Below are 22,149 nucleotides of genomic sequence, written 5' to 3'. Positions count from 1 at the left end.
GGAGTGAAACGAAGAGATGTCGAAGGGCCTAGACGTAGCCCAGCTGGTGTGCGAGCACCTCGATCGCCGTGCCCGCCGCGATGCAGATGCCGTAGGGCAGCTTTCCGATCGACAGGCTCGCGTCTATGCGTCCCGAAGGGCGAATGCCTGCGATGCCCGAGAACATCACGCCCTGGGCGGCGTCCTTGACGTTGGCCAGCATGTGGCTGACGCGGCGGCGGTGGATGGCGAAGGCCATGGCCGCCACGCCGCCGGCAATGAAGGTGAAGAGCACCGCCATCAGCGTCTGCTCCGGCCCGATGAAGGCGCCGGCCATGGCCATCAGCTTCACGTCGCCGGCGCCCATGATTCCGATCACGTAGAACGGCACCATCGCGGCGAAGCCGACGCCCAGCCCGCCGAATGCGCTGGCGGCTCCCGCAACCGGCGTGCGCGCGGCCAGCGTGCCGTAGACCAGCGCGAAGAGCGCGCCGCCGAAGGTCAGCCAGTTGGGAATGCGGTAGGAGCGCCAGTCGCTCACGGCCGCCACGACAAGCAGCGCCAGGAGCGCGAGCATGCGCACGTCGGTGGCCAGCATGGCCAGCAGTTCGAGAACGGCGTCGAGTTCCTGCATGACGGTCTCCACGGGTTCAGGCACTGCGCCGGATGGCTAGCAGCAGGAGCAGGCACACGACCATCACCAGCGATCCGATGAGCGCGAACTCCATGAACGACATGCCGGCGTCTTCGCGCAGCAGGTTCATGAAGGTCGTCGGCAGCACTACGAGCAGTTCCATGCGTATCCCCTGTGGTTGTCGTGACGGGCCCTGGCCGCCTCTTGCCCGGCTCGGGCTCCGGCTTCGGCGTTTGGCCTTGGGGATGACTGTAGGAATCGGCCCGTTTCCGCACATGAGCGCGGCGCCCTTTTGTTGGGGAGTCAAATCCCCCGGGCGCACGGGCCGGCGGGCAGGACAAAGCGCCCTGGGCGTGGCGTGACATCGGACAGACGGCCGAACGGACAGGTGATCGATGCCCTACCCCCGCCCGGCACGACTGCGGCGGCGCGCGGTGCGGCGGCTTTTCCGAGCGTGGGCGCGATCGTGCGCCGGCGTGCCGCGCAGATTCGATTACCTCGGTTGCATCTGGTTTCGAGCAGCCTGACAGGCCTTCCGCAGACCGCGATTCCGCTTGCTTCCACCGTGTGGCCGACGCCTTTTTCCGTCATGCCCGAGAAGCTGCCGGCCATGCCTTTCGCCATAGCCTCGCAGTACCTTGCACAAGGCATTTTTCGATGCTTCCCCGACGCAGAAACTGCACTCCGGTCGTCACGCAGCCCCTTCATTCCGCGTCACAGACCGTCAGCTGATGGCCGGGTGGTCCGGCGATCGGGTTTGTTCCACATCACTCGAGGAAGCATCATGAAGAAGACTCTCATCGCCATCGCCGTGGTCCTGGTCGGCAGCGTCGCTTCGGCAACGGTAGGCAGCACCGCGGTCGCCGCAACATCCACCACGACCGGTTCCTCCAGCTCCGCCGGATCGACCGCCGCCAGCTCCGGCACGGGCAGCGCGCTGAGCTACAACTCGGCCACGTCGAGCTCGGCAGCCAACGCCAACGCTTCGGGCAGCGCATTCGCCGTGCCGGGCTTCGCGGTGGGCGGCGCATCGGCTGGCGGCTCGGCAACGAGCACCGGCCGCGTGACCAGCATGGCCGTGACAACCGGCAACGGCGCGGCCGTCGGTGGCGCCAACGCTTCCGCCAATGCGACCTCGGCAGGCAGCGCCAACTATTCGGCTGGCGGCTCGACGCACGTGAGCGGCAGCGCCGGCGGTACCGCCGCGTCCACCACGAACAACACGGCAGCCACGGCCGCGGGCCCCGGCGGCGGCATCGCCCTGGTGACCCGCACCTCGACCACGACCTCCGGCTACAACGCCTCGTCCGGCGCGATCAACGGGCCCATCAACGGCACGAGCACCTCGGCCAATGCAGGCTCCACCGGCGGCTCCTTCGGCGTCACCAACTTCGCATGGGGCAATGCAGGCGGATTCACCAACGGTGGCGGCACCAGCGGCACGGCCGGGGCGAGCTCGACCGCATCGGCTCCCTGAACCTCGCGCCAACCGGTTGCTGAAACTGGAAGTGGGGAGAGCGGCGGAAAACGCCCTCTCCCCGGTCCTCAAAGGAGTCGAAAAATGAAGAAGCTGATTTTTCTTTCACTGCTGGCCGTCTCAGCAGTAGCCGTCGCTCAACAGACCAACACCAACACGGGTGCGAACAACGGGTCGTCGAGTTCGGCCACCACGTCGGCCCAGGGCAACAGCCAGTCGGTGACGTTTTCGAGTCCGGCGAGCGTGTCCACCCAGTCGACGATGACCAGCAACCAGAACGTCAACAACACCGGCGCGACGACGAACACCGTCGACTACCGCGGCAGCTACACGATCAAGAACGTGCCGTCGGTCAACGGTCCCAACCTGACGACGAGCAACGACACCTGCATGGGCAGCACCAGCGCCAGCGCGAACGGCCCGGGCGTGGGCCTGAGCTTCGGCACCACCTGGACGGACGAGCACTGCAAGCGCCTGAAGATGAGCCGCGAGCTCTGGAACAAGGGCATGAAGGCAGCCTCGCTCGCCATGGACTGCATGGACCCCGCCGCCATGGCCGCGCTGGAGATGACCGGCACCAAGTGCCCGCAGTCGATGACGGCGGAAGAGCGCGTCTCGGCCTACGGGCCGCAGGCATCGGCAAGCGGCGCGGCCGCCTCGCCGCCGCGTCCGTTGGCCGCAGCGACGCCTGCACCGGCCCCAGCGCCCGCACCTGTACCGGTGGCTCCGCAGCCCGTCGCAGTCATTCCCGCGGCTGCTCCGGCACCGCTGCCGCTACCACCCGCCCCCATTGCGGAGGCCGTGCCCGTAGTGCAGCAACAGCAGCAGGCTGCGGCCGCTCCCGAAGAATCCGCCGGCGTGATCACGATGCCCGTCGTCAGCGCCACGGTCACGCCGATGGATCCGGGCGAAGTCGCATCCATCAAGGCAGCGTCGCGCATGCTCGACCAGCGCGCCGACGACATCGCGACCGCACCGCGCGCGGCCCCCGCCGCGCAATGACCGCACGGAGCGCCAAATGACCAGGACCGTACTCCTCCTCTGGCTGGCGGCCTGCTGCGCGGCAGCTTCGGCGGCGACCGCGGCCGTGCAGCCCACGCTGCGCGTAGAGCGCATGAACATGGGCAGCGGCCTGCAGAACGCGCGCGGCACCGAGAACGCGCTACCGGTGGGCGCCCTCGGCGTGTGGCATGTGCCGCAGTACCTGCCGGGCTATCCCACCTCGGCGACGATCTGGCCGCGCGTGATCGTCATCCAGTGCACGGAAGACCTGTGCGCGGGCTACACGATCACGCCCGAGTTGGGGCGCGGCGAATATCTGTTCTTCGTGCCGGCGAACAAGTAGCCGGCGAACACGTTCACGGCGTGCCGCTCCTTCCCAGGCCGTAGCGCAGCGATTGCGCCGTGGCATCGGCCGCGTCGATGCGCCGCTGCAGTTCCTCGTTGACCACGCCGACCAGCGCAGCGAGCTCGGCGCGGCTCGGATACACCTCCTGCGTATCGCTCACCCCTTGCTGGACGATGAGCTTTTCGAGGCACGCGTACGCGCGCTGCATCGGCTGAAGGTTGCCGATGTCGTCGCACAACTGCAGTGCAAGCTGCTCGGCGCTCTGCGAGACGGAAGATTCGGAAGGGGAAGAGGCGCGCGCGGATGCGCGAGCGGATGCAGCCATGAATGGCCTCCAGGTGATTGCGGTTTGCGTCGCAGCAATTGCACGGGAGTCCAAGCCCGATCGCGCCCTTGTTTGACGCGACCGGCGCAGTATAGCCACGCGAACAGCGCCCCAACGGCTCTGGGGGGATGCTTCGCATCAACCTGCCCGAGTTCAAACGGGGCGGCGGCTCGACGAGTTGGCCTACCGGGAAACCACTTGCATGAAACCGGCCGGGCTTGCGCCCGCACCTCGAGCCGCCAAAAACAGGGAGGACGAACGGCTCAGGGAATGCTTCGCGCCACCACGCCCAGGTCACGCCACGCCTCGGGGTGGCAGCTGAAGATCAATATCTGGTGCCGCTGCGCCGCGTCGTACAGCACCCGCTTCATCTGCCGCAGCCGCTCCTCGTCGGTGTTGACCAGCGCGTCGTCGAGGATGAGCAGCGTCGGCTTGTTCGCTTCCTTCAGCAGGTCCGCGTAGGCCAGCCGGGCGACCACGCCCATCTGTTCCCGCGCGCCCACGCTGAGCTCCTCGAACTCGCCGCTTTGCGCGCCGCGCAGGCCCTGCCGCGTGATGCGGCCCGGCGAAAGGTCGTCGCCGACCTCGATCTGCGCGCCGGGGAAAAGAATCTGCAGATAGTGGTCGAGATGCTTCTGCAGCGGCGCGCGCAGCCGACGCGCCAGGGCCGAGCGCTTTTCGCGCAGCAGCTTCAGCAGATGGTCGAGCGCCCTCGCCCGCCGTTCGAGTTCGGCGCAGCGGCGCGCGGCGTGTTCGAGTTCGCGCTGTTTCTCCGAGGCGGTTTCTTCCTGGCCGAGCGCGCCCTTGGTTTCGAGCTCGACTTCGAGCCGGGTGATCTCGTTGGCGCGCTGGCTGTGCGCGGTCTCGGCCTGCCTCGCGCTGCGCTCCAGCCGCTCCACGTCCTGCGCGAGCACCGGCAGGTTGACGGTCTGCAGCCGCCGGGACAGTTCCGCGACCTTGTCCTGGATGGCCGACTGCTGCGCCAGCGCATCGGTGAGCGCGCCGCCGGCCTCGGTCTTCCGGCCGGCGCGTGCAGGGTCGTCCAGCGTGGCCTTGACGGCGGCGAGTTCGTCTTCGGCGGCCTTCACCTGTTCGCGTGCATTGCCGGCGGCCACCTTCGCTTCGTTGAGCGCGACGGAGGCAGCCTCCAGCGCGGCGCGCGCGGTGGCTTCTTCCGATTCGGCCGAGGGCACGGCCATGCCTGCGGCCGGTGCGGATGGCATGGCCTGCAGCACCTGCCGGGCTTCCGCAAGGCGGGCTTCGCGCGTCGCCACATCGGCGGCAAGGGCGCCGAGTCCCTTGGGGGCCAGTGCCGCCAGCACGGCTTCGGCGGCGCCGGCTTCGCCCTTGCGCAGCACCTGTTGCCGGGCGCGCTCTTCGACGGCGGCGACGCTTTCGGCGCGCAGGTTTTGCAGCAATGCGGCGAGTTCGTCCCGTGCGCGGTCGCGCTCGATGGCGAGGCTTTCGAGGTCGGTGCCGCCCGGCAGCACGCTGATGCGGCCCACGCCTTCTATCTCGATGTCGGTGCGGGCGATAACGGTCTGGCGCGTCGAGCCCGACAGCTCGATGCCGGCCACGCGCACCTTTGCGCTGGGCTGCAGCTCGAACTCCAAGGCCGTGGCCACCGCGTCCAGCCTGGCCTGCGCCGTGCGAAGCGCGTCTGCGCAGTGGCGCAGCCGCTTGAGGTCGCTTTCCGGCACCGCGAGTGCCTGTGCCTCGGCTTGCAGGCGCGTGACCTTTTCCTGTTCGGCCTTCGCCTTCTCGTGGCTCTGCGAGAGCGTGGCGAGCTGCTCTGTGAGGCTCTCGACGGTTTTCTCCTGAGCGATGCGCGACGCGGCCTGTCGCGCCAGGCGGAGGTTTTCGCGTGCCTCGGCGTCGGCCTTCATTGCGGCCGCATGGCGAGGCTCCCAGGCCTGCAGTTCGCCGAGCGCCTTGGCCAAGGCTTGTTGCGTTCTCTGCAGGTTCGTCTCCCGATGGGCGAGCGAGCCTTCTTCGCGCTCCATCGCCTGGAGCTGGGTGCGCCATGAATTCACCTGCGCCGCGATCTGCCTGAGCGCGGCTTCCTGTGCGGTCTTCTTCTCGTCCAGCCCCCGGGCTTCGTCTAGCCGCTGCTGCGCGACGACGAGCTGCTCGCGCAATGCCGCCCACGGTTGCGCGGCTTCGTCGCGCTGATGGTCGCGGCGCAGGGCTGCCAGGCGATCGACGCCCGACTGGTACGACTCGATGTCGGCGTGCAGCCGTTCGAGCTCGGCTTCGAGTTCGGTGCGCAGCTTGAGGGCGTCCGCGAAGGCGCCCCGCGGCGTTCCGGCGGCTGGCGTCAGCAGCTCGTTGCGCTCGGCTTCCACCGCCTTGAGCACCGCGTCGCCGTTGCTGGAAGCCAGTTCGCCCAGCGATTCGCCGAGCGCGTTGCGCAGATGGTCGCTGGCGAAGCCCACCGCGCTGGCGATGTCGTGCGAGGTGCCCTGCTTGATCCACAGCAGCCCCGGAATGCCCATGTGCTCGGGCGTGCTCGCGCCCTTGCCCGGAAACCGGAAACCCAGCAGCGCCGCGAGGTGGTCTTCGGCCACGGCGCCGTCCATGGCCCGGCCGTCGATCACCAGTTCGCAGCGCTTCTTGCCGAGAAAGGCCTTGGTGAGCCTGTAGGGCTTGCCGTCGAGTTCGAAGTCGACTTCGACCATCGGCGTGGCCGAGCTCTCGCCCCAGGGCCGCAGGTATTCGACGGCGCTGGAACGATGCCTCTCGAAGAAAGCGGCGCGTATCGCTTCGGCAACGGTCGACTTGCCCGACTCGTTGGGGGCGGCGAAAAGATTGAGCCCGTCCGTCAGGCCGTCGATTTCGAGCGGCGCGCGAAAGAGCTTGAAGTTCTCGATGCGAAGGCGCTGCAGCTTCATGCGGCGGCTCCTGCCGGCGAGGAAGCACCCTGCTGCGCGCCGAGGATGCGCGCCAGCGTGAGCAGCGCGTCGCGGGCCAGTTCGGCCTCGGCGCCGCCCTGTTGCTCGCGCAGTGCCTGCAATGCCTCGCCGACGAAGCCGTCGGCGTGCAGCGCCTGGATGTCGTCTTCGGTGGGCTCCAGCCGCAGCGCCTCGCCTTCCCACACCAGCGCGCGGGCGCGGGCACGGGCGGCGTCGAGGGCGGCGTTCAGCCGGTTGTGGCTGGCAAGGTCGCAGGTGCCCTGGGCGCGCAGCTGCAGCACGTCGCGGCCGCCGATCTGCTCGAGCCTCTGCACCAGCTCGTCGATGTCGGAGGGCACAGCGAGCCGCGGCTCCCACTGCTGCCAGTCGAACTGGCCTGTGCGGATGGGCTCGACCACCGGCACTGCGCCAGTGCCGGCGATGCTGACGAGCAATGCCTGCCCCGAATCGTTGGCCTTGAAGCGGTCGGTCTCGGGCGTGCCGGCGTACCAGGTGCGCTCGTCGATCCGCCGGGTGCCGTGCCAGTCGCCGAGCGCGAGGTAGTCGAGCCGGGCCTGCGCGGCGCGGCCGGCGGCGATGGGGTTGGTCGAGTCGATGTCTTCCGAAAGAATGCCCTGCACGCTGCCGTGCGCGAGGCCGATGCGGGGCAGGCCCGCTTCATCGGGTTCGGCGGTCGCGAACCATTCGGTGAGGTCGCCATAGGTATGGCGCTGGGTGAGCGGCGCGGGCAGCAGCGTGAACTTGCCCGCCACGGTATGCGGCCTGGGCTCCAGGCAGCAGACGATGTTCGTCGAGATGGCGCCCAGCCGCTGCGCCCTGCTCCAGACCGATTCGCTCAGCGCCGAATCGTGATTGCCCGGAATCAGCAGCCAGGGCCCGTTGAAGCCCTGCATGGCGTTGAACATGCGCCGGATGGTCTTGTCCGACACGGTCTGCAGGTCGAACACGTCGCCCGCGACCAGCACGGCGTCGACCTTGCGCTCGGTGGCGATGGCGGCCAGCCGCTCGACCACCTTGAAGCGCGCCTCGAAGAGTGCCGAGGCATCGTCGGGCTCGAATTGCGAGAAAACGCGGCCGATCTGCCAGTCCGCGGTGTGGAGCAAAGAAATCATGCGTCGTGGCCCTCCCTTTGCCTACCGCGTCTGCATCACTCTGGTCATTTCTGAACAGCGAGCATCTTAGAGGGCGCGCATGGTCGTCCTGCGCGATCGGCCCCGTGCGGGGCGTGAAGGGGGCGCGGGCGGGCTAGGCCTTGGAGTCGGCCGCGGCCGAGCACTCCTGCAGCAGCGCGGCCGACTGGGTGACCTGCTCGGCGATCTGCTCGCGCAGCGGCCGCCATTCGAGGCTGAACGGGGCAAGGAGCAGCCACTGCATGGTCAAGGCCAGCGCGATGCCAAGAATGACGAACACCCAATGCACGAGTTCCATTGCCGCCCCTTTTTCGAAGATTCAGCGCGGGAGTCTGCGCACTTCGCGGGCGCTGCGGTATCGCCAATTCGGGGGATGCCGTTCGCCCGAGGGGCACGCCTTTCGGCCGGACTTACCTCGCGGGCAGGTACTGGCGCGGATCGACGGCGTTGCCGCGGTAGCGGATCTCGAAGTGCAGCTTTGCGCGGCCGCCGTCGGCGCTGCCGATCTCGGCGATCTTCTGGCCCTGCTTCACCTGCTGGCCCTGCTTGACCTGCACCGTGCGCAGATTGGTATAGACCGACATGTAGGAGCCTCCGTGGTCGACCATCACCACGCTGCCGTAGCCGCGCAGGGTTTCGGTCACCGCCACCTTGCCGGCGCCGATGGACGCCACGGGGTCGCCGAGGCTGCCGCCGATGTCGATGCCCTTGCTGCTGGTGCCGTTGAAGCCGGCGATCACCTGGCCCTGCGCGGGCCAGGTCCAGTCGCTGCGCCGCGATGCGGGCGGCGCGACCGGCTCCGGTGCCGAAGCACGGGGCGGCCTGGCTCGTTCCGGACGCTCCGCGCGCTCGGGGCGCTCACGGCTCGGCGGCGGCTCCGACGAAGCGGCGCCACCCGGCGGAACCACGCGCAGCACCTGTCCGGCTTCCAGCTTGTCGGGGTCCTGCAGGTTGTTCCAGCGTGCGATGTCGCCCGGCGAACGGCCGGACTTCGACGCGATGCGATAGAGCGTGTCGCCCGGCTGGACGACGTATTCGCCCGGCCCCGCCACTGGCACCTTGGGAGACGTGGAGCATGCCGCCACCACCAATGCAGCGGCCAGCACAACGCCCGCGCGCCAGTTCCTTCCTGTCACAACCACCACCGGATTCCTTCCTGGACAACCTGAATCTCGCGCTCCCGGGTGCCCCAGGGGCGCGCTCGAAGAATCCGGGAAGGCTAACAGCAGTCGCCGCGCGTTCCGGCGGCTTCAGGTCTTTTCGCTGGGTGCCGGGCCCGCCCGCCGGTCTTCGCAATACAGCCGAATTGGCTCGCGGGAATTCATTCGAGACGGCGCCGGCGACACATGAGAACTACATCGGGTAATAGGATGTCGCCGGATTTTTACCTGCTCCTGAAAATCATATTCAGCGACCTCATTGCATCTCCCGGGCATTTCTCTATTTTCAGATTTTGTTTGAATATTTTTTATACGGTTACAGCCTCTGCCAATTAATAACAGACGGCTCCGGGAGGATGTTTCATTTTTCGACGACTTTTCCGGTGCAGTTTCCGCATGGTTCGCTGGCGCATCGAGGGCCATCGCGTGTACCGCCTGCGAAGCCGTCATCCAGGCTCTTTCTTCGCTGTCTCCCTCTGAATCTCCCCTGGTGTACCCCGCTTCAACCCCACCTGGCAGGCGGCTGGAGGGGACTGGTCGACGCCCTTTTCACTCCAGACGGCGCATCAGTTACCTCGTACTGGACGGTTCGGGTAGTACGTTTTAGAAATAACTTTATCCAGTTGTAACTTAGGCCTTAAGTGCGCACCTCGTCCATGGCAAACACCCTAGGATGAAGACACGAAAAAGGCACAGGCCCTCTCCTGTTCTTTCAATTAGGCGAATGGATTTTCCATTCGCCCGATTGCTTTCGCCGTATTTCTTTCGGGATATTTACGTGGAAATTCAAACTGTTTCGCAGACAAGCCAAGGCACTCCGGAGCTCTCTCTGGCGGACCTGTTCGTGCCGCGATCCAATTCGAACGACCCTGCCGGCCGCCTCGCTGCTTCGGCGACGCTTGCGCCCCACGTTGCCCTGAACTGGGCGCACTGCCTCGCCAGCAACGGCCAGTTGCCCGACACCCTCTTCGCCGGCGCATGGCTGCTGCTGCAATCGCGCTGGCTCGGAAACCCGCGGCCGGTGCTGCGCGAAGCGGGCTGCGATCCGATCACCGTCGCCTTCGATGCGGCCAGCCCCGCGAGCACCTGGCTTGCCGAACTGGACTCGAGCCGCCGCGCCGCCTCGCAAGCAACACGGGGCGAGGCACCAGCCGATTCGTTCTGGCTGCGCGAAGCGTCGGAAGAAGACGCCGATGCACCGCTGCGCCTGCGCTTCGACGCGGCCTCCGCATCTCTTCATATAGATGCGACCGCAAGCCTGATGAGCTCCACGGCAATCGACCGGCTGCTCGCCGCCCTCGAAAGCACCGCCCAGGATCTTCTCGAGCGCCCGGACGCCGCCCTGGGCGACATCCACACGCAGCCGCAAGCCGACCGCGCCGATCAGCTCGATGCCTGGAATACCGCCCTCGCACCGGTGGACCCGGCCCTTACCGTGCCCGCCATGTTCGCCCGCCAGGTCGCGGCGGCGCCCGACGCCATCGCCCTTGCACAAGGCGACGAACGGATGAGCTACGGCGAGCTCGACCGCCGCTCCGGCGATCTCGCGCAGCGTCTCCAGAGCCTGGGCGTGCAGGCCGGCGACAGCGTCGGCATGCTGCTCGACCGCTCGATGGCGGCCATCGTCGCCCAACTCGGCATCCTCAAGGCCGGCGCCGCCTACGTGCCGGTGCCTACCGACTACCCGCCCGAACGCATCGCCTACATGCTCGCGGAAGCCGGCGCGCACCGCGTGCTCGCGACGCAGGAGCACCGCCACCTCGTTCCCGCCCATCACGGTGTTTTGCTGCTCGAAGAGCACGCAGACAAACAGAACCGGAGTTCATGGAATCCACCGGCCATCGACGCCGAATCGGTGGCCTACGTCATGTACACCTCGGGCTCGACGGGTACGCCCAAGGGCATCGAGATCTGCCATCGCTCGATCCTTAGGCTGGTGGTCGACGTCGACTACGTTTCGCTCGCGCCCGGCCTGACCATGCTGCATGCGGCGCCCCTGGGCTTCGACGCCGCCACGCTCGAAATCTGGGGCCCGCTGCTCAACGGCGGCTGCTGCGTCGTCCATGACGAGCGCGTGCCCACCGGCGCGGGCCTGGCGCGCACCATCGAGCGCCACGGCGTGCACACCGCCTGGCTCACGGCCGCGCTCTTCAACGCGGTGATCGACGACGACCCGGCGCACCTCGCCGGCCTGAGCCATCTGTTCACCGGCGGAGAGGCGCTCTCGGTGCCACACGTGCGCCGCGCGCTCGCCGCCCTGCCCGGGCTCGTGCTGAGCAACGGCTACGGCCCGACCGAATGCACCACCTTCGCGGCCACGCACCGCATCGCGCTGCCGCTGGCCGACGACCTGCGCTCCATTCCGCTCGGCCGCCCCATCAGGAGCACCGTGCTGCGCGTGCTGAGCCCGTCGATGGCGCTGCTGCCGAGCGGCTTCGTGGGCGAGCTGTGCATCGGCGGCCACGGCCTGGCACGCGGCTATCTGCGCCAGCCGGAGCTCGGCGCCGAGCGCTTCGTGCCCGATCCCTTCGGCAAGCCCGGCGACCGGCTCTACCGCACCGGCGACCTCGCGCGCTGGCTGCCCGACGGCACCATCGAATTCATCGGCCGCCGCGACGGCCAGGTGAAGATCCACGGCCACCGCATCGAGACGGGCGAAGTCGAAGCGGCGATCCTCGCGCACCCGGCGGTGCAGTCCTGCGCCGTGGTCGCGCGGCCCGACGAGAGCGGGCAGCTGCGGCTCGTGGCCTATCTTGTTTCGCGCTCTGGAGAAGAAAAGCTCTCCTGGGAGGCCCTGCGCGCCCATCTCGCCGCGCGCCTGCCCGCCGCGATGGTGCCCACCGCGCAGGTGTGGCTCGCGCAACTGCCCGTCACGCCCAACGGCAAGCTCGACCGCAGGGCGCTGCCCGACCCCGCCGGCGAGCGCCCCGAACTCGCCCAGCCCTTCGAGGAAGCCCGCGACGCCGCCGAGCAGCGCGTGTGCGACGCCTTCGCGCGCGTGCTGCGCATCTCGAAGGTCGGGCGCAACGACAACTTCTTCGACCTCGGCGGCGATTCGCTGCTGGTGCTGCAGGTGCTGGCCGACCTGCGGCAGGACTCGGCGGTGCCGCTGTCGGCCAATCTTTTCTTCCGCAATCCCACGCCAAAAGCAATGGGTGCGCGGATGCAGCCGGCGGACGAACAGTCCGCCACGGCCGCTGCGGACGGTTTCAAGGATCGACCGGACGCAGCGGCCACCCCTTCCCGCGACGCTCTTCAAGACGCCGTCGCGCTGATCGCCACCGCCGGGCGCTTTCCGGGTGCGGCCGACGTGGAGCAGTTCTGGGACAACCTCGTCGCAGGGCGCGACACCATCAGCTTCTTCGACGACGCGATGCTCGACGCGGGCGTCTCCGAGGCCCTGCGCAGCGATCCGGCCTACGTGCGCGCACGCGGCGTGATCGACGGCATCGAGGACTTCGACGCTGCCTTCTTCGGCATCGGCCCGAAGGAAGCGCAGCTCATGGACCCGCAGCAGCGCGTGTTCCTCGAGATCTGCTGGGAAGCCCTGGAGCGCGCCGGCTACGTGCCCGACGCCGCGCCGGGCCCGGTCGGCGTGTACGCCGGCATGTACAACGCCAGCTACTTCCAGCGCCACGTGAGCACGCGGCCCGACCTGGTGGAGCCGGTGGGCGAGTTCCAGGTGATGCTGGCCAACGAGAAGGACTACATCACCACGCGGGTGGCGAATCGGCTCAACCTCACGGGCCCGGCCGTCAGCGTGCACACCGCCTGCTCGACCTCGCTGGTGGCGGTGGCCCATGCCTTCCATGCGCTGCGCACGGGCCAGTGCTACATGGCGCTGGCGGGCGGCGCGTCGGTCACCTGCCCGCCGCGCAGCGGCTATCTCTACAACGAGGGCTCGATGCTCTCGCCCGACGGCCACACGCGCAGCTTCGACGCGCAGGCCCGGGGCACCGTCTTCAGCGACGGCGCGGCCGTGGTGCTGCTCAAGCGGCTGGCCGACGCGCAGGCCGACGGCGACACCATCTACGCCGTGCTGCGCAGCGCCTGCGTGAACAACGACGGCGGCGCCAAGGCCAGCTTCACCGCGCCCAGCGTGGACGGCCAGGCGGCGGTGATCCGCGCCGCGCTGGCGGCCGCCGACGTGGACGCGCGCAGCATCTCCTACGTCGAGGCGCACGGCACCGCCACGCCGATGGGCGACCCGGTGGAAGTCGAGGCGCTGGCCTGCGCCTATGCCGAGCACACCGACGCACTGGGCTACTGCACGCTCGGCTCGCTCAAGAGCAACGTGGGCCACATGGTCACGGCGGCGGGCGCGGCGGGGCTCATCAAGACCGCGCTCGCGCTGCATCACGGGCAGATTCCGCCGACCGTGCATTTCAGCGCGCCGAACCCGGCGATCGATTTCGCGCGCACGCCCTTCTACGTCACCGCGAGCCTGCAGGCGTGGCCGCGTGCCGCGCAACCGCGCCGCGCCGGCGTCAGCTCTTTCGGCGTCGGCGGCACCAACGCGCATGTCGTCGTCGAGGAAGCGCCGCCGCGGCCAGCCTCGCCGCCGGCCGTGGGCGACCAGGTGCTGCTGCTGTCGGCGCGCTCCGAAGCGGCGCTTGCCGTTGCCGTCGGCCAGCTCGCCGCGCATCTCGAAGCCCATGCCGAAGTGCCGCTCGCCGATGTGGCCCACACCCTCGCGGCCGGTCGCAAGGCGCACGCCTTCCGCCGCGCCGTGGTGGCCGGCAACGCAGCGGAAGCCATCGTGGCGCTGCGCGACGCCGGCTCCGCCCGCGGCACCAGCGGCCGCGCCGCCTCGCGCGCGCAGCAGCTCGTGCTGATGTTTCCCGGACAGGGCGCGCAGTACGCCGGCATGGGCCGCAACCTGCACGCGAACGACCCGGTGTTCGCGGCGGCCTTCGACGACTGCATGGCCGCCTTCGCCGGCGCCACCGATTTCGACCTGCGCGAGCGCATGTTCTCCGACGACCCGCAGGCACTCGTGCCCACCGCGGCGACGCAGCCCGCGATCTTCACGCTCGAATACGCGCTGGCCCGGCGGCTCCTGGCACTCGGTGCGCGACCGCACGCGCTGATCGGCCACAGCGTCGGCGAATTCGTCGCCGCCGTGATCGCGGGCGTGATGCGGCTGGAAGATGCCGCCCGGCTGGTGGCACGCCGCGGCGCGCTGATGCAGGTCCAGCCCCCGGGCGCGATGCTGTCGGTGCGCCTCGGCGCGGCCGACCTCGCAACCCGGCTCGGCCCGCGCCTTTCGCTCGCCGCCGAGAACGGTCCCACGGCCTGCGTGGCAGCCGGCCCCTTCGAGGACATCGCGGCGCTGCAGGCCGCCCTGGAGGCCGACGGCATTCCGAGCCGCCCGCTGCAGACCTCGCACGCCTTCCACTCGTCCATGATGGACGCGGCCGTCGCGCCATTCGAGGCACTGGTCGCCAAGGTGGCGCTGCGCGCGCCGCAGATTCCGATCTTCTCGACGCTCACCGGCCAGCCGCTCGAAGACGCCGATGCGACCAGCCCCGGCTACTGGGCCCGGCACCTGCGCGGCACGGTGCGCTTCTCGCCGGCGGTGCGCAGCGCGATGGCGCAGGTGGCGAATCCGCTCTTCGTCGAAGCCGGCCCGCGCAACATGCTCGCCACGCTGGTGCGCCAGCACGGCGCGGGCGTCGGCAGTGTCGTGTCGCTGCTGCATGTGGAACCCGGCAGCAGCAACGACGAGGCCCGCACCCTGCGCCTGGCGCTCGCGCGCCTGTGGACCTGCGGCGCCGAGGTCGAGCTCTCGCGCCTGATCTCGCGTGCCGGCGCACAGCGCGTGCGCCTGCCCACCACGCCATTCGAACGCAAGCGCTGCTGGGTCGACATCGCCCCGGCAGCCGCGCCTGCCATCGCTTCTCCCGTTGCCCCATCCGCCGTGGCTGCGCCCGTTGTCGCAGCTGCCGTTGTCGTCCCACCCATTGCCCTGGAGCCGATCGTGACCGCCGCTTCGCCCTCGCCTCTTTCACCTCCCGCTTCTTCATCAGCGTCCGCCATCGACACGCGCCTTCGCACCCTGTTCGAGGACATCTCCGGCCTCGACATGGCGCAGGCCGAGGGACAGTCGCCCTTCAGCGAGCTGGGCCTGGACTCACTCACGCTGACGCAGGCGGCCACGCAGATCAAGAAGCACTTCAAGGTCAACGTCAGCTTCCGCCAGCTGATGGAAAGCTATCGCAGCTTCGACGCGCTCTCTGCCTTCCTGCGCGAAAGCCTGCCGCCCGAGGCTGCACCCGCGCCGGTTGCCGCTGCGGCAGTCGCGCCAGCAGAAACCGCGGTCTCCGTATCGCGGGTGGCGCCGCAGCAGCCGGTGCCTGTGGCCATGCCCGTCTACATGCCGATGCAGGGCAGTGCCGTCATGGGCGAGGCCCAGCTGCCGCAGCTGATTTCGCAACAGATGGAATTGATGCGGCAGCAGCTCGCGCTGCTGTCGGGTGCCGCGTCCGCCGTTTCTGCCGCGCCGCTGGTGACGCTGCAGCCGGTGATGCCGGCCCAGGCCGCGCCCGCGATGGCGGCTCCGACGGCTCCGGCAACGCCTGCCTCTCCAGTCGCCGCCGAGGAGCCCGCCCAACCCGTGCGCTACGACGTGAGCAAGGCCTTCGGCGCCATCGCCCGCATCCACACCCAGCGCACCGCCGAGCCCAGCGGCCGGCAGAAGGCACGGCTCGCGGCCTTCATCCGCCGCTACGTGGAGCGCACGCGCAAGAGCAAGGAGTTCACCGAGGCCAACCGCTCGCACATGGCCGATCCGCGCGTGGTCAACGGCTTCCGGCCGCTCACGAAGGAGATCACCTACCAGATCGTCATCGAGCGCTCCAAGGGCTCGAAGATGTGGGATCTCGACGGCAACGAGTATGTCGACGCGCTCAACGGCTTCGGCATGAACATGTTCGGCTGGCAGCCCGACTTCGTGCTCGACGCGGTGCGCCGCCAGCTCGACGCCGGCTACGAGATCGGCCCGCAGCACCCGCTGGCCGCCGAGGTGACGGCGCTGGTCTGCGAGCTCACCGGCAACGACCGCGCGGGCCTGTGCAACACCGGCTCCGAGGCCGTGATGGCGGCGCTGCGCATCGCGCGCACCGTCACCGGCCGCAGCACGGTGGTGGTGTTCACCGGCTCCTACCACGGCACCTTCGACGAGGTGCTGGTGCGCGCCGGCAAGGGCGGCAAGGGCCTGTCGGCAGCACCGGGCGTGATGAGCGGCATGTTCGGCGACATCCGCGTGCTCGACTACGGCACGCCCGAGGCGCTGGAATTCATCCGCGAGAACGCCGACGACCTCGCCGCGGTGCTGGCCGAGCCGGTGCAGAGCCGCCGCCCCGACTTTCAGCCGCGCGAGTTCCTGCACGAGGTGCGCGAGATCACCGCCAAGAGCGGCTGCTGCCTGATCTTCGACGAGGTCATCACCGGTTTTCGCACCGCGCTGGGCGGCGCGCAGGAACTCTTCGGCGTGCGCGCCGACCTGGCCACCTACGGCAAGGTGATCGGCGGCGGCTTCCCCGTGGGCGTGATCGCCGGCAAGCGCGAGTTCATGGACGCGCTCGACGGCGGCGCCTGGCGGTACGGCGACGACTCGATCCCGGGCGTGGGCGTGACCTATTTCGCCGGCACTTTCGTGCGCCACCCGCTCGCGCTCGCGGCGGCGAAGGCCTCGCTCGCGCATCTGAAGGAAGCCGGGCCCGCGCTGCAGTCCGGGCTCAACGCCAGCACCACCGCCATGGCCGCCGAGCTGTCGGCCTGGTGCAAGGAAGTCGGCGCGCCCATCGAGGTGCGCCACTTCGGGTCGCTGTGGCGCGTGAGCTGGCTCGAAGACCACCCGCTGCAGGACCTGCTGTTCGCCATGATGCGCAGCCGCGGCGTCCACATCCTGGACAACTTCCCGTGCTTCCTCACCAGCGCGCACAGCGCCGAGGACATCGCCTTCATCCAGCGCGCCTTCAAGGAGTCGGTCGCCGAGATGCAGGAATCCGGCTTCCTGCCGCGCCGTGCCGTGCCCATCACCGGGTTCGAGCTGCACAAGCCGGCCGAAGAAGGCTCCGTGCTGGCCCGCGACATCGACGGCCAGCCCTTCTGGTACGTGCCCGACGCGGACTCCACCAGCCACCACCTCGTCAACGGAAAGGTTGCAGCATGAACGCCGTTCTCAAGCCCACCGCGAACGGTGGCGCCGTCGAGTGCATCATTCCGACCACGGAATCGCAGCGCGAAGTCTGGCTCGGCGCAACGCTGGGCACCGAGGCCTCCATGGCCTACAACGAATCGGTCGTGCTGCGGCTGCGCGGCGAGCTCGACCGCACGGCCCTCGCCCGCGCCATGGAGCGGCTGCTCGCGCGCCACCAGGCGCTGCGCTCCACCATCTCGCCCGACGGCACCTGCATGCTGGTGAGCCACCCGGGCGGCAACCCGATGACGGAGCACGACCTCGCCGGCCTCGAGCCCGACGCCCGCGCGCTGGCGCTGCGCGACGCGCACGACGAGGCCGTGTGCACGCCCTTTCAGCTTGAGCACGGCCCGCTCTTCAGGGCCGCGCTCTACCGCCTCGACGAGGCCGAGCACGAACTCGTGATGTCGGCGCATCACGTGGTCTGCGACGGATGGTCGTGGGCCGTCATCACCGAGCAGCTGGGCCATCTGTACGCCGAGGAAACCGGCAACGGACTCAGGCTCAAGGCCGCCCCCTTGTTCTCGGACTTCGCGGCCGAGGAAGCCGCGGCGGCCGCGCATCCGGACATGCAGGCGCACATCGACTACTGGCTGGGCCGCTTCCCCGGCAGCCCGCTGCCGGTGCTCGATCTTCCGATGGACCGTCCGCGCCCGGCCGCGCGCACCTTCAATTCGCTGCGCGCCGAGCGCGCGCTCGACAAGCGCCTGGTCGGCGCCGTGCGCTCGGCCAGCACCAGGGCCGGCGTCAGCCTGTTCACCGGCCTGCTCAGCGGCTTCGTCGCCACCCTGCACCGCCTCTCGGGGCAGGACGACATCGTGGTCGGCATTCCGGCCTCGGGCCAGCTCGCGCACGACATGCCAGGACTGGTCGGCCACTGCGTGAACCTGCTGCCGCTGCGCATCGCGGCGCACGCCGGCATGCGCTTCGACGCGCTGATGGACGAGTGCAACACCGCCGTGCTCGACGCCTTCGACCACCAGGCGCTCACGTACGGTGCGCTGCTGGGCCAGCTCTCGCTGGAGCGCGACCCGAGCCGGCTGCCGCTGGTGAGCGTGGCCTTCAACGTCGACCCCGACGTGGCGAGCAGCGCGCAGGCCTTCACCACGCTCGACGTGGTGCAGGACACCATCGCCCGCCGCTACGAGAACTTCGAGCTGTTCGTGAACCTGCGCCCGCTCGACGGCGGCCTTGTGGTGGAGGCCCAGTACAACACCGACCTCTTCGACGAGGTGAGCGTGCAGCGCTGGCTCGACATGTTCGAGTGCGTGCTGCAGTCGGGCTCGCACAAGCCCGACGAAACCGTCGGCCGGCTCGAGGTGCTTTCGGCCGAAGCAGCGCACGCCCTGCTCGCGCTGCAGCCGGCGCGCGTTCCGCTGATCGGCGCGCCGCTGGCGCATGCCGGGTTCGTCGCGCGCGTGCCGAAGCAGCCCGACCGCCCCGCCGTGCGCGACGGCGCCAGGAGCTGCAGCTACGCCGAGCTCGATGCGCTTTCCAACCGGCTGGCGCGCGCCCTGCGCGAACGCGGCGTGGGCCGTGGCCAGCGCGTGGGCCTGTGCCTGGAGCGCAGCCTGGAGATGGTGATCGCGATGCTGGGCGTGCTCAAGGCGGGCGCATCCTATGTGCCGCTGGACACCGCGTTCCCGCAGGCGCGCCTCGACCACTACGCCACCGACGCCAGCCTGAGCCTGATGCTGACCTCGTCGGACATCGCGGTCGCTCCGCGCGACTGGCGCGCCGACGCGGCCACGCGCATCTTCGAGATCGACTGCGACAGCTGGCGGCAGCTCTCCGGCGAGCCTCTGCCGCCGAGCACGGACGACCCCGGGCCGGAAGATGCCTCGTACGTGATCTACACCTCGGGCTCGACCGGTCTGCCCAAGGGCGTGATCGCCCATCACAGGGGCGTGGCGCACCTGCTGCAGTGGATGCAGCGCGAGTCGGGCATCGGGCCCGACGACCGGATCGCCGCGGTCACCACCCTGTCCTTCGACATGGCCGTGCCCGACCTGCTGCTGCCCCTGGCCGCGGGCGCCGAGCTGGTGATGGTGAAGCGCGAGGTCGCGATGGACGGCAACCGCCTGTCGCGCACGCTCGACGAGGAGCAAATCACCCTGCTGCAGGCCACGCCCGGCATGTGGCAGTTGCTGCTCGATGCCCAGTGGGCCGGCGGTGCGCCCGGCTTCCGCGGCTGGACCGGCGGCGAGGCGCTGCGCCCGAGCATGGCGTTGGCGCTGTGCGAGCGCATGGAAGGCCTGTGGAACGGCTACGGCCCGACCGAGACCACCGTGTATTCCACCGCCTGGCATGTGCGCCCCGAGGAAATCGCCTCGCGTGGCGTTTCCATCGGCAGGCCGGTGGACAACACCGAGATCTGGATTCTCGACGCCGACCTGCAGCCCTGCCCCATCGGCGTGCCGGGCGAGATCTGCATTGCGGGCGAAGGCGTTTCGCTCGGCTACCTCGACCGCCCAGAGCTGACCGCGGAGCGCTTCGTCACCGTGCGCATCTTCGGTACGCCGATGAAGATGTACCGCTCGGGCGACCGCGGCCGCTGGCGCAACGACGGCCTGCTCGACCACCTCGGGCGGCTCGACTTCCAGGTGAAGGTGCGCGGCTACCGCATCGAGCCCGGCGAGATCGAGGTGCGCTGCTGCGAGGTGCCCGGCGTCTCGCGCGCCGTGGTCGTGGCCCGCGAGGACAACCCCGGCGACGTGCGCCTGGTGGCGTACCTCGCGCTCAAACAGGGCGCCGGCTTCGATCTCGAGACCCTGATGGTGCACCTGCGCAAGCACCTGCCGGCCTTCATGCTGCCCCAGCACGTTGTGACGATGGACGTGCTGCCCAAGCTGGCCAACGGAAAGATCGACCGCGTCTCGCTGCCGCCCCCGCAGGCCGTGGCCCGCGACGAGGTGCGCCGCGGCGCCGGCCCGAGCAACGAGCACGAGCGCAAGGTGCTCGCGCTGATGGAGAAGGTGCTGAGCCTGCCCGGCCTGGACATGCACGACGACTTCTTCACCATGGGCGGCCACTCGCTGCTGGCCGCGCGGCTCACCACGCTGCTGAGCCGCGAGTTCCAGGTGACGCTGCCGCTGCGCTCGCTCTTCGAGTCGCCCACGGCCGAAAAGCTGGCCGCTGCCATCCAGGCACTGCAGGGCGCGGGCGTGGGGCTGCAGGCGCCCATCGGCCGCAGCATCGGGCGCACCACCGCGCCGCTGACGATGGCACAGGAGCGCATCCGCTTCATGGAGCAGCTGCACCCGGGCCGCTCGGTCTACAACGCGCCCTCGGCGCAGCGGCTCACGGGGCAGCTCGACGCCGCGCGCTTCGAGAACGTGTGGCGCGAGATCATCCGCCGCCAGCCCTCGCTGCGCACCCACATCGGCATCGACGCGGGCACCGGCAAGCCGGTACAGGTGATTTCGGAGTCAGCGGAATTCACGCTGCCGCTGGTCGACCTGCGCAGCCTGCCCGCCGACCAGCGCGAGGCCGAGCTGGCCGAGCGCATGCAGGAGCTGGCCGACCGGCCCATCGACATCCACAGCGCGCCGATGATGCACGCCACGCTGTTCAGGCTGGACGACAACGAGCATGTGTTCCTGTTCGTTCCGCACCATCTGATCTGGGACGGCTGGTCCTTCGACCTGATGCAGCGCGAGCTGTCGGCGCTGTACGACGCCGCCGAGCGCGGCCGCCCGCACAACCTGCCCGCGCTCTTCACCACCCAGGGCGACTACGCCGAGTGGCTGGAGAAGTGGCTGACCGGGCCCGCCTGCGAGGAGCAGCTCGCCTTCTGGCGCGGCCGCCTCGAAGGCGCGAAGGCGGTCCGTCCGCCGGTGACCGACATGCCCCGGCGCGCCGGCAAGAGCGGCCAGGGCGGCGCGCACTGGATCCACATCGACCTGCAGAGCACCCAGCGGCTGCGCGAGATCGCGCGCGACATGGACGTGACGCTGAGCATGCTGACCTTCGGCGTGTACGCGCTGACCATGGCCCAGGTGACCGGCAACGACGCCATCGTCATCGCCAACCCGGTGCGCGGGCGCCAGCAGGCCGAGACGGAAGACGTCATGGGCTTCTTCAACAACGTGCTGCCGGTCTCGCTCAGCGTCGACCGCTCGCTCACGCTGCCGGTCTTCATGCGCTACGTGAAGCAGGAGCTGCTGTCGATGATGAACAACCAGCAGGTGCCCTTCGAGCGCCTGATGGCCGAGCCGGGCTACGCGGGGCAGATCAAGACCTCCGGGCCCTACCAGTCGATGTTCTCGTTCCAGGACGCGCGCGAACGCGCCCGCTCCGTCGGCAGCCTGCAGACCCGCCAGGTGCACGTGATGCAGCACGGCGCCACCGACGACATCGGCGTGTGGCTGATGGACAAGCCGCACGGCCTGGAAGGCGCGCTCATCTACAACGCCGACGTCTACCTGCGCGAGACCGGCGCCCAGCTGCGCGAGCGCTACCTCGAAGTGCTGCGCCGCGTGGCCGACGAGCCCGGCGCCACTCTGGAGCGCATCGCCGACACCGAAACCTCGACCAGCGCGGCCTACCTTCGCAAGCTGGCCGCGGGCGACGCGAGCAAGGCCGGCCCGGACAGCCTGCCCAACGGCAACGCAAGCAAGGCGAAGCAGAGCCAGCTCGAGCCCGAGCAGGCGCAGCTCGCCCGCATCTGGGCCGAGGTGATCGGCATCGACGTTGCAGAGATTCGCGCCGGCGACAACTTCTTCGACCTGGGCGGCGACTCGCTGCTGGTGCTGCGCGCCGTGCAGCAGGCGGCGCAGACGCTGGGCCATCGCGTGGAGCCGCGCCGCTACCTGTTCGAGAACCTGGGGCAGATCGCCGCGTCGCCGCGCGGCGCGGCCGAGGGCGTGCCCTCCGATCTCGCCGAACTGACCGCCGGCACGGCCGCGCATGCGCAGCAGCACCAGCAGCGCGGCGGGCTGCTCGGCGCCCTCGGCGGCTGGCTGCGCAAGGGGTGAGGAAC

At 69.5% G+C, this 22,149-nt stretch carries 12 protein-coding genes; 5 read left to right on the top strand and 7 right to left on the bottom strand.

The features are described 5' to 3' along the window. Window positions 1–28: 28 nt before the first annotated feature. Together SFB74_RS16540 and SFB74_RS16535 are read right to left on the bottom strand one after the other, a co-directional pair. Window positions 29–613, bottom strand: coding sequence for an A24 family peptidase (locus SFB74_RS16540; protein WP_432725260.1), 585 nt, complete (start codon window positions 611–613; stop codon window positions 29–31). Window positions 614–629: 16 nt separating this feature from the next. After that, window positions 630–776 carry a hypothetical protein gene (locus SFB74_RS16535; RefSeq protein ID WP_432725259.1) on the bottom strand — a complete coding sequence of 49 codons (147 nt, stop codon included), beginning with the start codon at window positions 774–776 and terminating at the stop codon, window positions 630–632. Window positions 777–1,397: 621 nt separating this feature from the next. On the opposite strand from SFB74_RS16535, the gene SFB74_RS16530 reads away from it, so the two are divergent. The 3 genes from SFB74_RS16530 (at window position 1,398) to SFB74_RS16520 (ending at window position 3,435) form a co-directional block, all read left to right on the top strand. Further along, the gene (locus SFB74_RS16530) at window positions 1,398–2,090 is read left to right on the top strand and encodes a hypothetical protein (protein ID WP_432725258.1); all 693 of its coding nucleotides are present in this window, start codon (window positions 1,398–1,400) and stop codon (window positions 2,088–2,090) included. A gap of 84 nt (window positions 2,091–2,174) precedes the next feature. Continuing rightward, window positions 2,175–3,092 carry a hypothetical protein gene (locus SFB74_RS16525; protein ID WP_432725256.1) on the top strand — a complete coding sequence of 306 codons (918 nt, stop codon included), beginning with the start codon at window positions 2,175–2,177 and terminating at the stop codon, window positions 3,090–3,092. Window positions 3,093–3,108: 16 nt separating this feature from the next. Then, window positions 3,109–3,435: a hypothetical protein gene (locus SFB74_RS16520; RefSeq protein WP_432725254.1), complete on the top strand. Its 327-nt coding sequence runs from the start codon at window positions 3,109–3,111 to the stop codon at window positions 3,433–3,435. Window positions 3,436–3,448: 13 nt separating this feature from the next. On the opposite strand, the gene SFB74_RS16515 is transcribed toward SFB74_RS16520, so the two are convergent. The 5 genes from SFB74_RS16515 to SFB74_RS16495 form a co-directional block, all read right to left on the bottom strand. After that, window positions 3,449–3,763 (bottom strand): hypothetical protein, encoded by a 315-nt coding sequence (locus tag SFB74_RS16515; RefSeq protein ID WP_432725253.1) that lies wholly within the window; start codon window positions 3,761–3,763, stop codon window positions 3,449–3,451. A gap of 263 nt (window positions 3,764–4,026) precedes the next feature. Then, window positions 4,027–6,654: an AAA family ATPase gene (locus tag SFB74_RS16510; protein ID WP_432725251.1), complete on the bottom strand. Its 2,628-nt coding sequence runs from the start codon at window positions 6,652–6,654 to the stop codon at window positions 4,027–4,029. Next, window positions 6,651–7,787 carry a metallophosphoesterase family protein gene (locus tag SFB74_RS16505; RefSeq protein ID WP_432725250.1) on the bottom strand — a complete coding sequence of 379 codons (1,137 nt, stop codon included), beginning with the start codon at window positions 7,785–7,787 and terminating at the stop codon, window positions 6,651–6,653. The genes SFB74_RS16510 and SFB74_RS16505 overlap by 4 nt, the downstream gene beginning before the upstream one ends. A 133-nt stretch (window positions 7,788–7,920) precedes the next feature. Further along, complete coding sequence (locus tag SFB74_RS16500) at window positions 7,921–8,103, bottom strand: hypothetical protein (protein WP_432725249.1); 183 nt, start codon at window positions 8,101–8,103, stop codon at window positions 7,921–7,923. Between the two features lie 112 nt (window positions 8,104–8,215). After that, entirely contained in the window at window positions 8,216–8,947 is a 732-nt protein-coding gene (locus tag SFB74_RS16495; RefSeq protein WP_432725248.1) for a peptidoglycan DD-metalloendopeptidase family protein, read from the bottom strand. 742 nt (window positions 8,948–9,689) lie between these two features. On the opposite strand from SFB74_RS16495, the gene SFB74_RS16490 reads away from it, so the two are divergent. Then, entirely contained in the window at window positions 9,690–17,141 is a 7,452-nt protein-coding gene (locus SFB74_RS16490) for an amino acid adenylation domain-containing protein (RefSeq protein ID WP_432725247.1), read from the top strand. Next, window positions 17,138–22,144: an amino acid adenylation domain-containing protein gene (locus SFB74_RS16485; protein ID WP_432725246.1), complete on the top strand. Its 5,007-nt coding sequence runs from the start codon at window positions 17,138–17,140 to the stop codon at window positions 22,142–22,144. The genes SFB74_RS16490 and SFB74_RS16485 overlap by 4 nt, the downstream gene beginning before the upstream one ends. Window positions 22,145–22,149: the final 5 nt, after the last annotated feature.

The organism is Variovorax xiamenensis, from assembly GCF_050916385.1.
Classification (GTDB): Bacteria; Pseudomonadota; Gammaproteobacteria; order Burkholderiales; family Burkholderiaceae_C; genus Variovorax.
Note: the sequence above shows the minus strand (reverse complement) of the source record. Positions and strands in the feature narration are given on the sequence as shown.

Excerpts from the sequence above, each read along its gene's own strand:
- SFB74_RS16540 (WP_432725260.1), bottom strand. The coding sequence starts at position 613 with ATGCAGGAACTCGACGCCGTTCTCGAACTGCTGGCCATGCTGGCCACC.
- SFB74_RS16535 (WP_432725259.1), bottom strand. The coding sequence starts at position 776 with ATGGAACTGCTCGTAGTGCTGCCGACGACCTTCATGAACCTGCTGCGC.
- SFB74_RS16530 (WP_432725258.1), top strand. The coding sequence starts at position 1,398 with ATGAAGAAGACTCTCATCGCCATCGCCGTGGTCCTGGTCGGCAGCGTC.
- SFB74_RS16525 (WP_432725256.1), top strand. The coding sequence starts at position 2,175 with ATGAAGAAGCTGATTTTTCTTTCACTGCTGGCCGTCTCAGCAGTAGCC.
- SFB74_RS16520 (WP_432725254.1), top strand. The coding sequence starts at position 3,109 with ATGACCAGGACCGTACTCCTCCTCTGGCTGGCGGCCTGCTGCGCGGCA.
- SFB74_RS16515 (WP_432725253.1), bottom strand. The coding sequence starts at position 3,763 with ATGGCTGCATCCGCTCGCGCATCCGCGCGCGCCTCTTCCCCTTCCGAA.
- SFB74_RS16510 (WP_432725251.1), bottom strand. The coding sequence starts at position 6,654 with ATGAAGCTGCAGCGCCTTCGCATCGAGAACTTCAAGCTCTTTCGCGCG.
- SFB74_RS16505 (WP_432725250.1), bottom strand. The coding sequence starts at position 7,787 with ATGATTTCTTTGCTCCACACCGCGGACTGGCAGATCGGCCGCGTTTTC.
- SFB74_RS16500 (WP_432725249.1), bottom strand. The coding sequence starts at position 8,103 with ATGGAACTCGTGCATTGGGTGTTCGTCATTCTTGGCATCGCGCTGGCC.
- SFB74_RS16490 (WP_432725247.1), top strand. The coding sequence starts at position 9,690 with ATGGATTTTCCATTCGCCCGATTGCTTTCGCCGTATTTCTTTCGGGAT.
- SFB74_RS16485 (WP_432725246.1), top strand. The coding sequence starts at position 17,138 with ATGAACGCCGTTCTCAAGCCCACCGCGAACGGTGGCGCCGTCGAGTGC.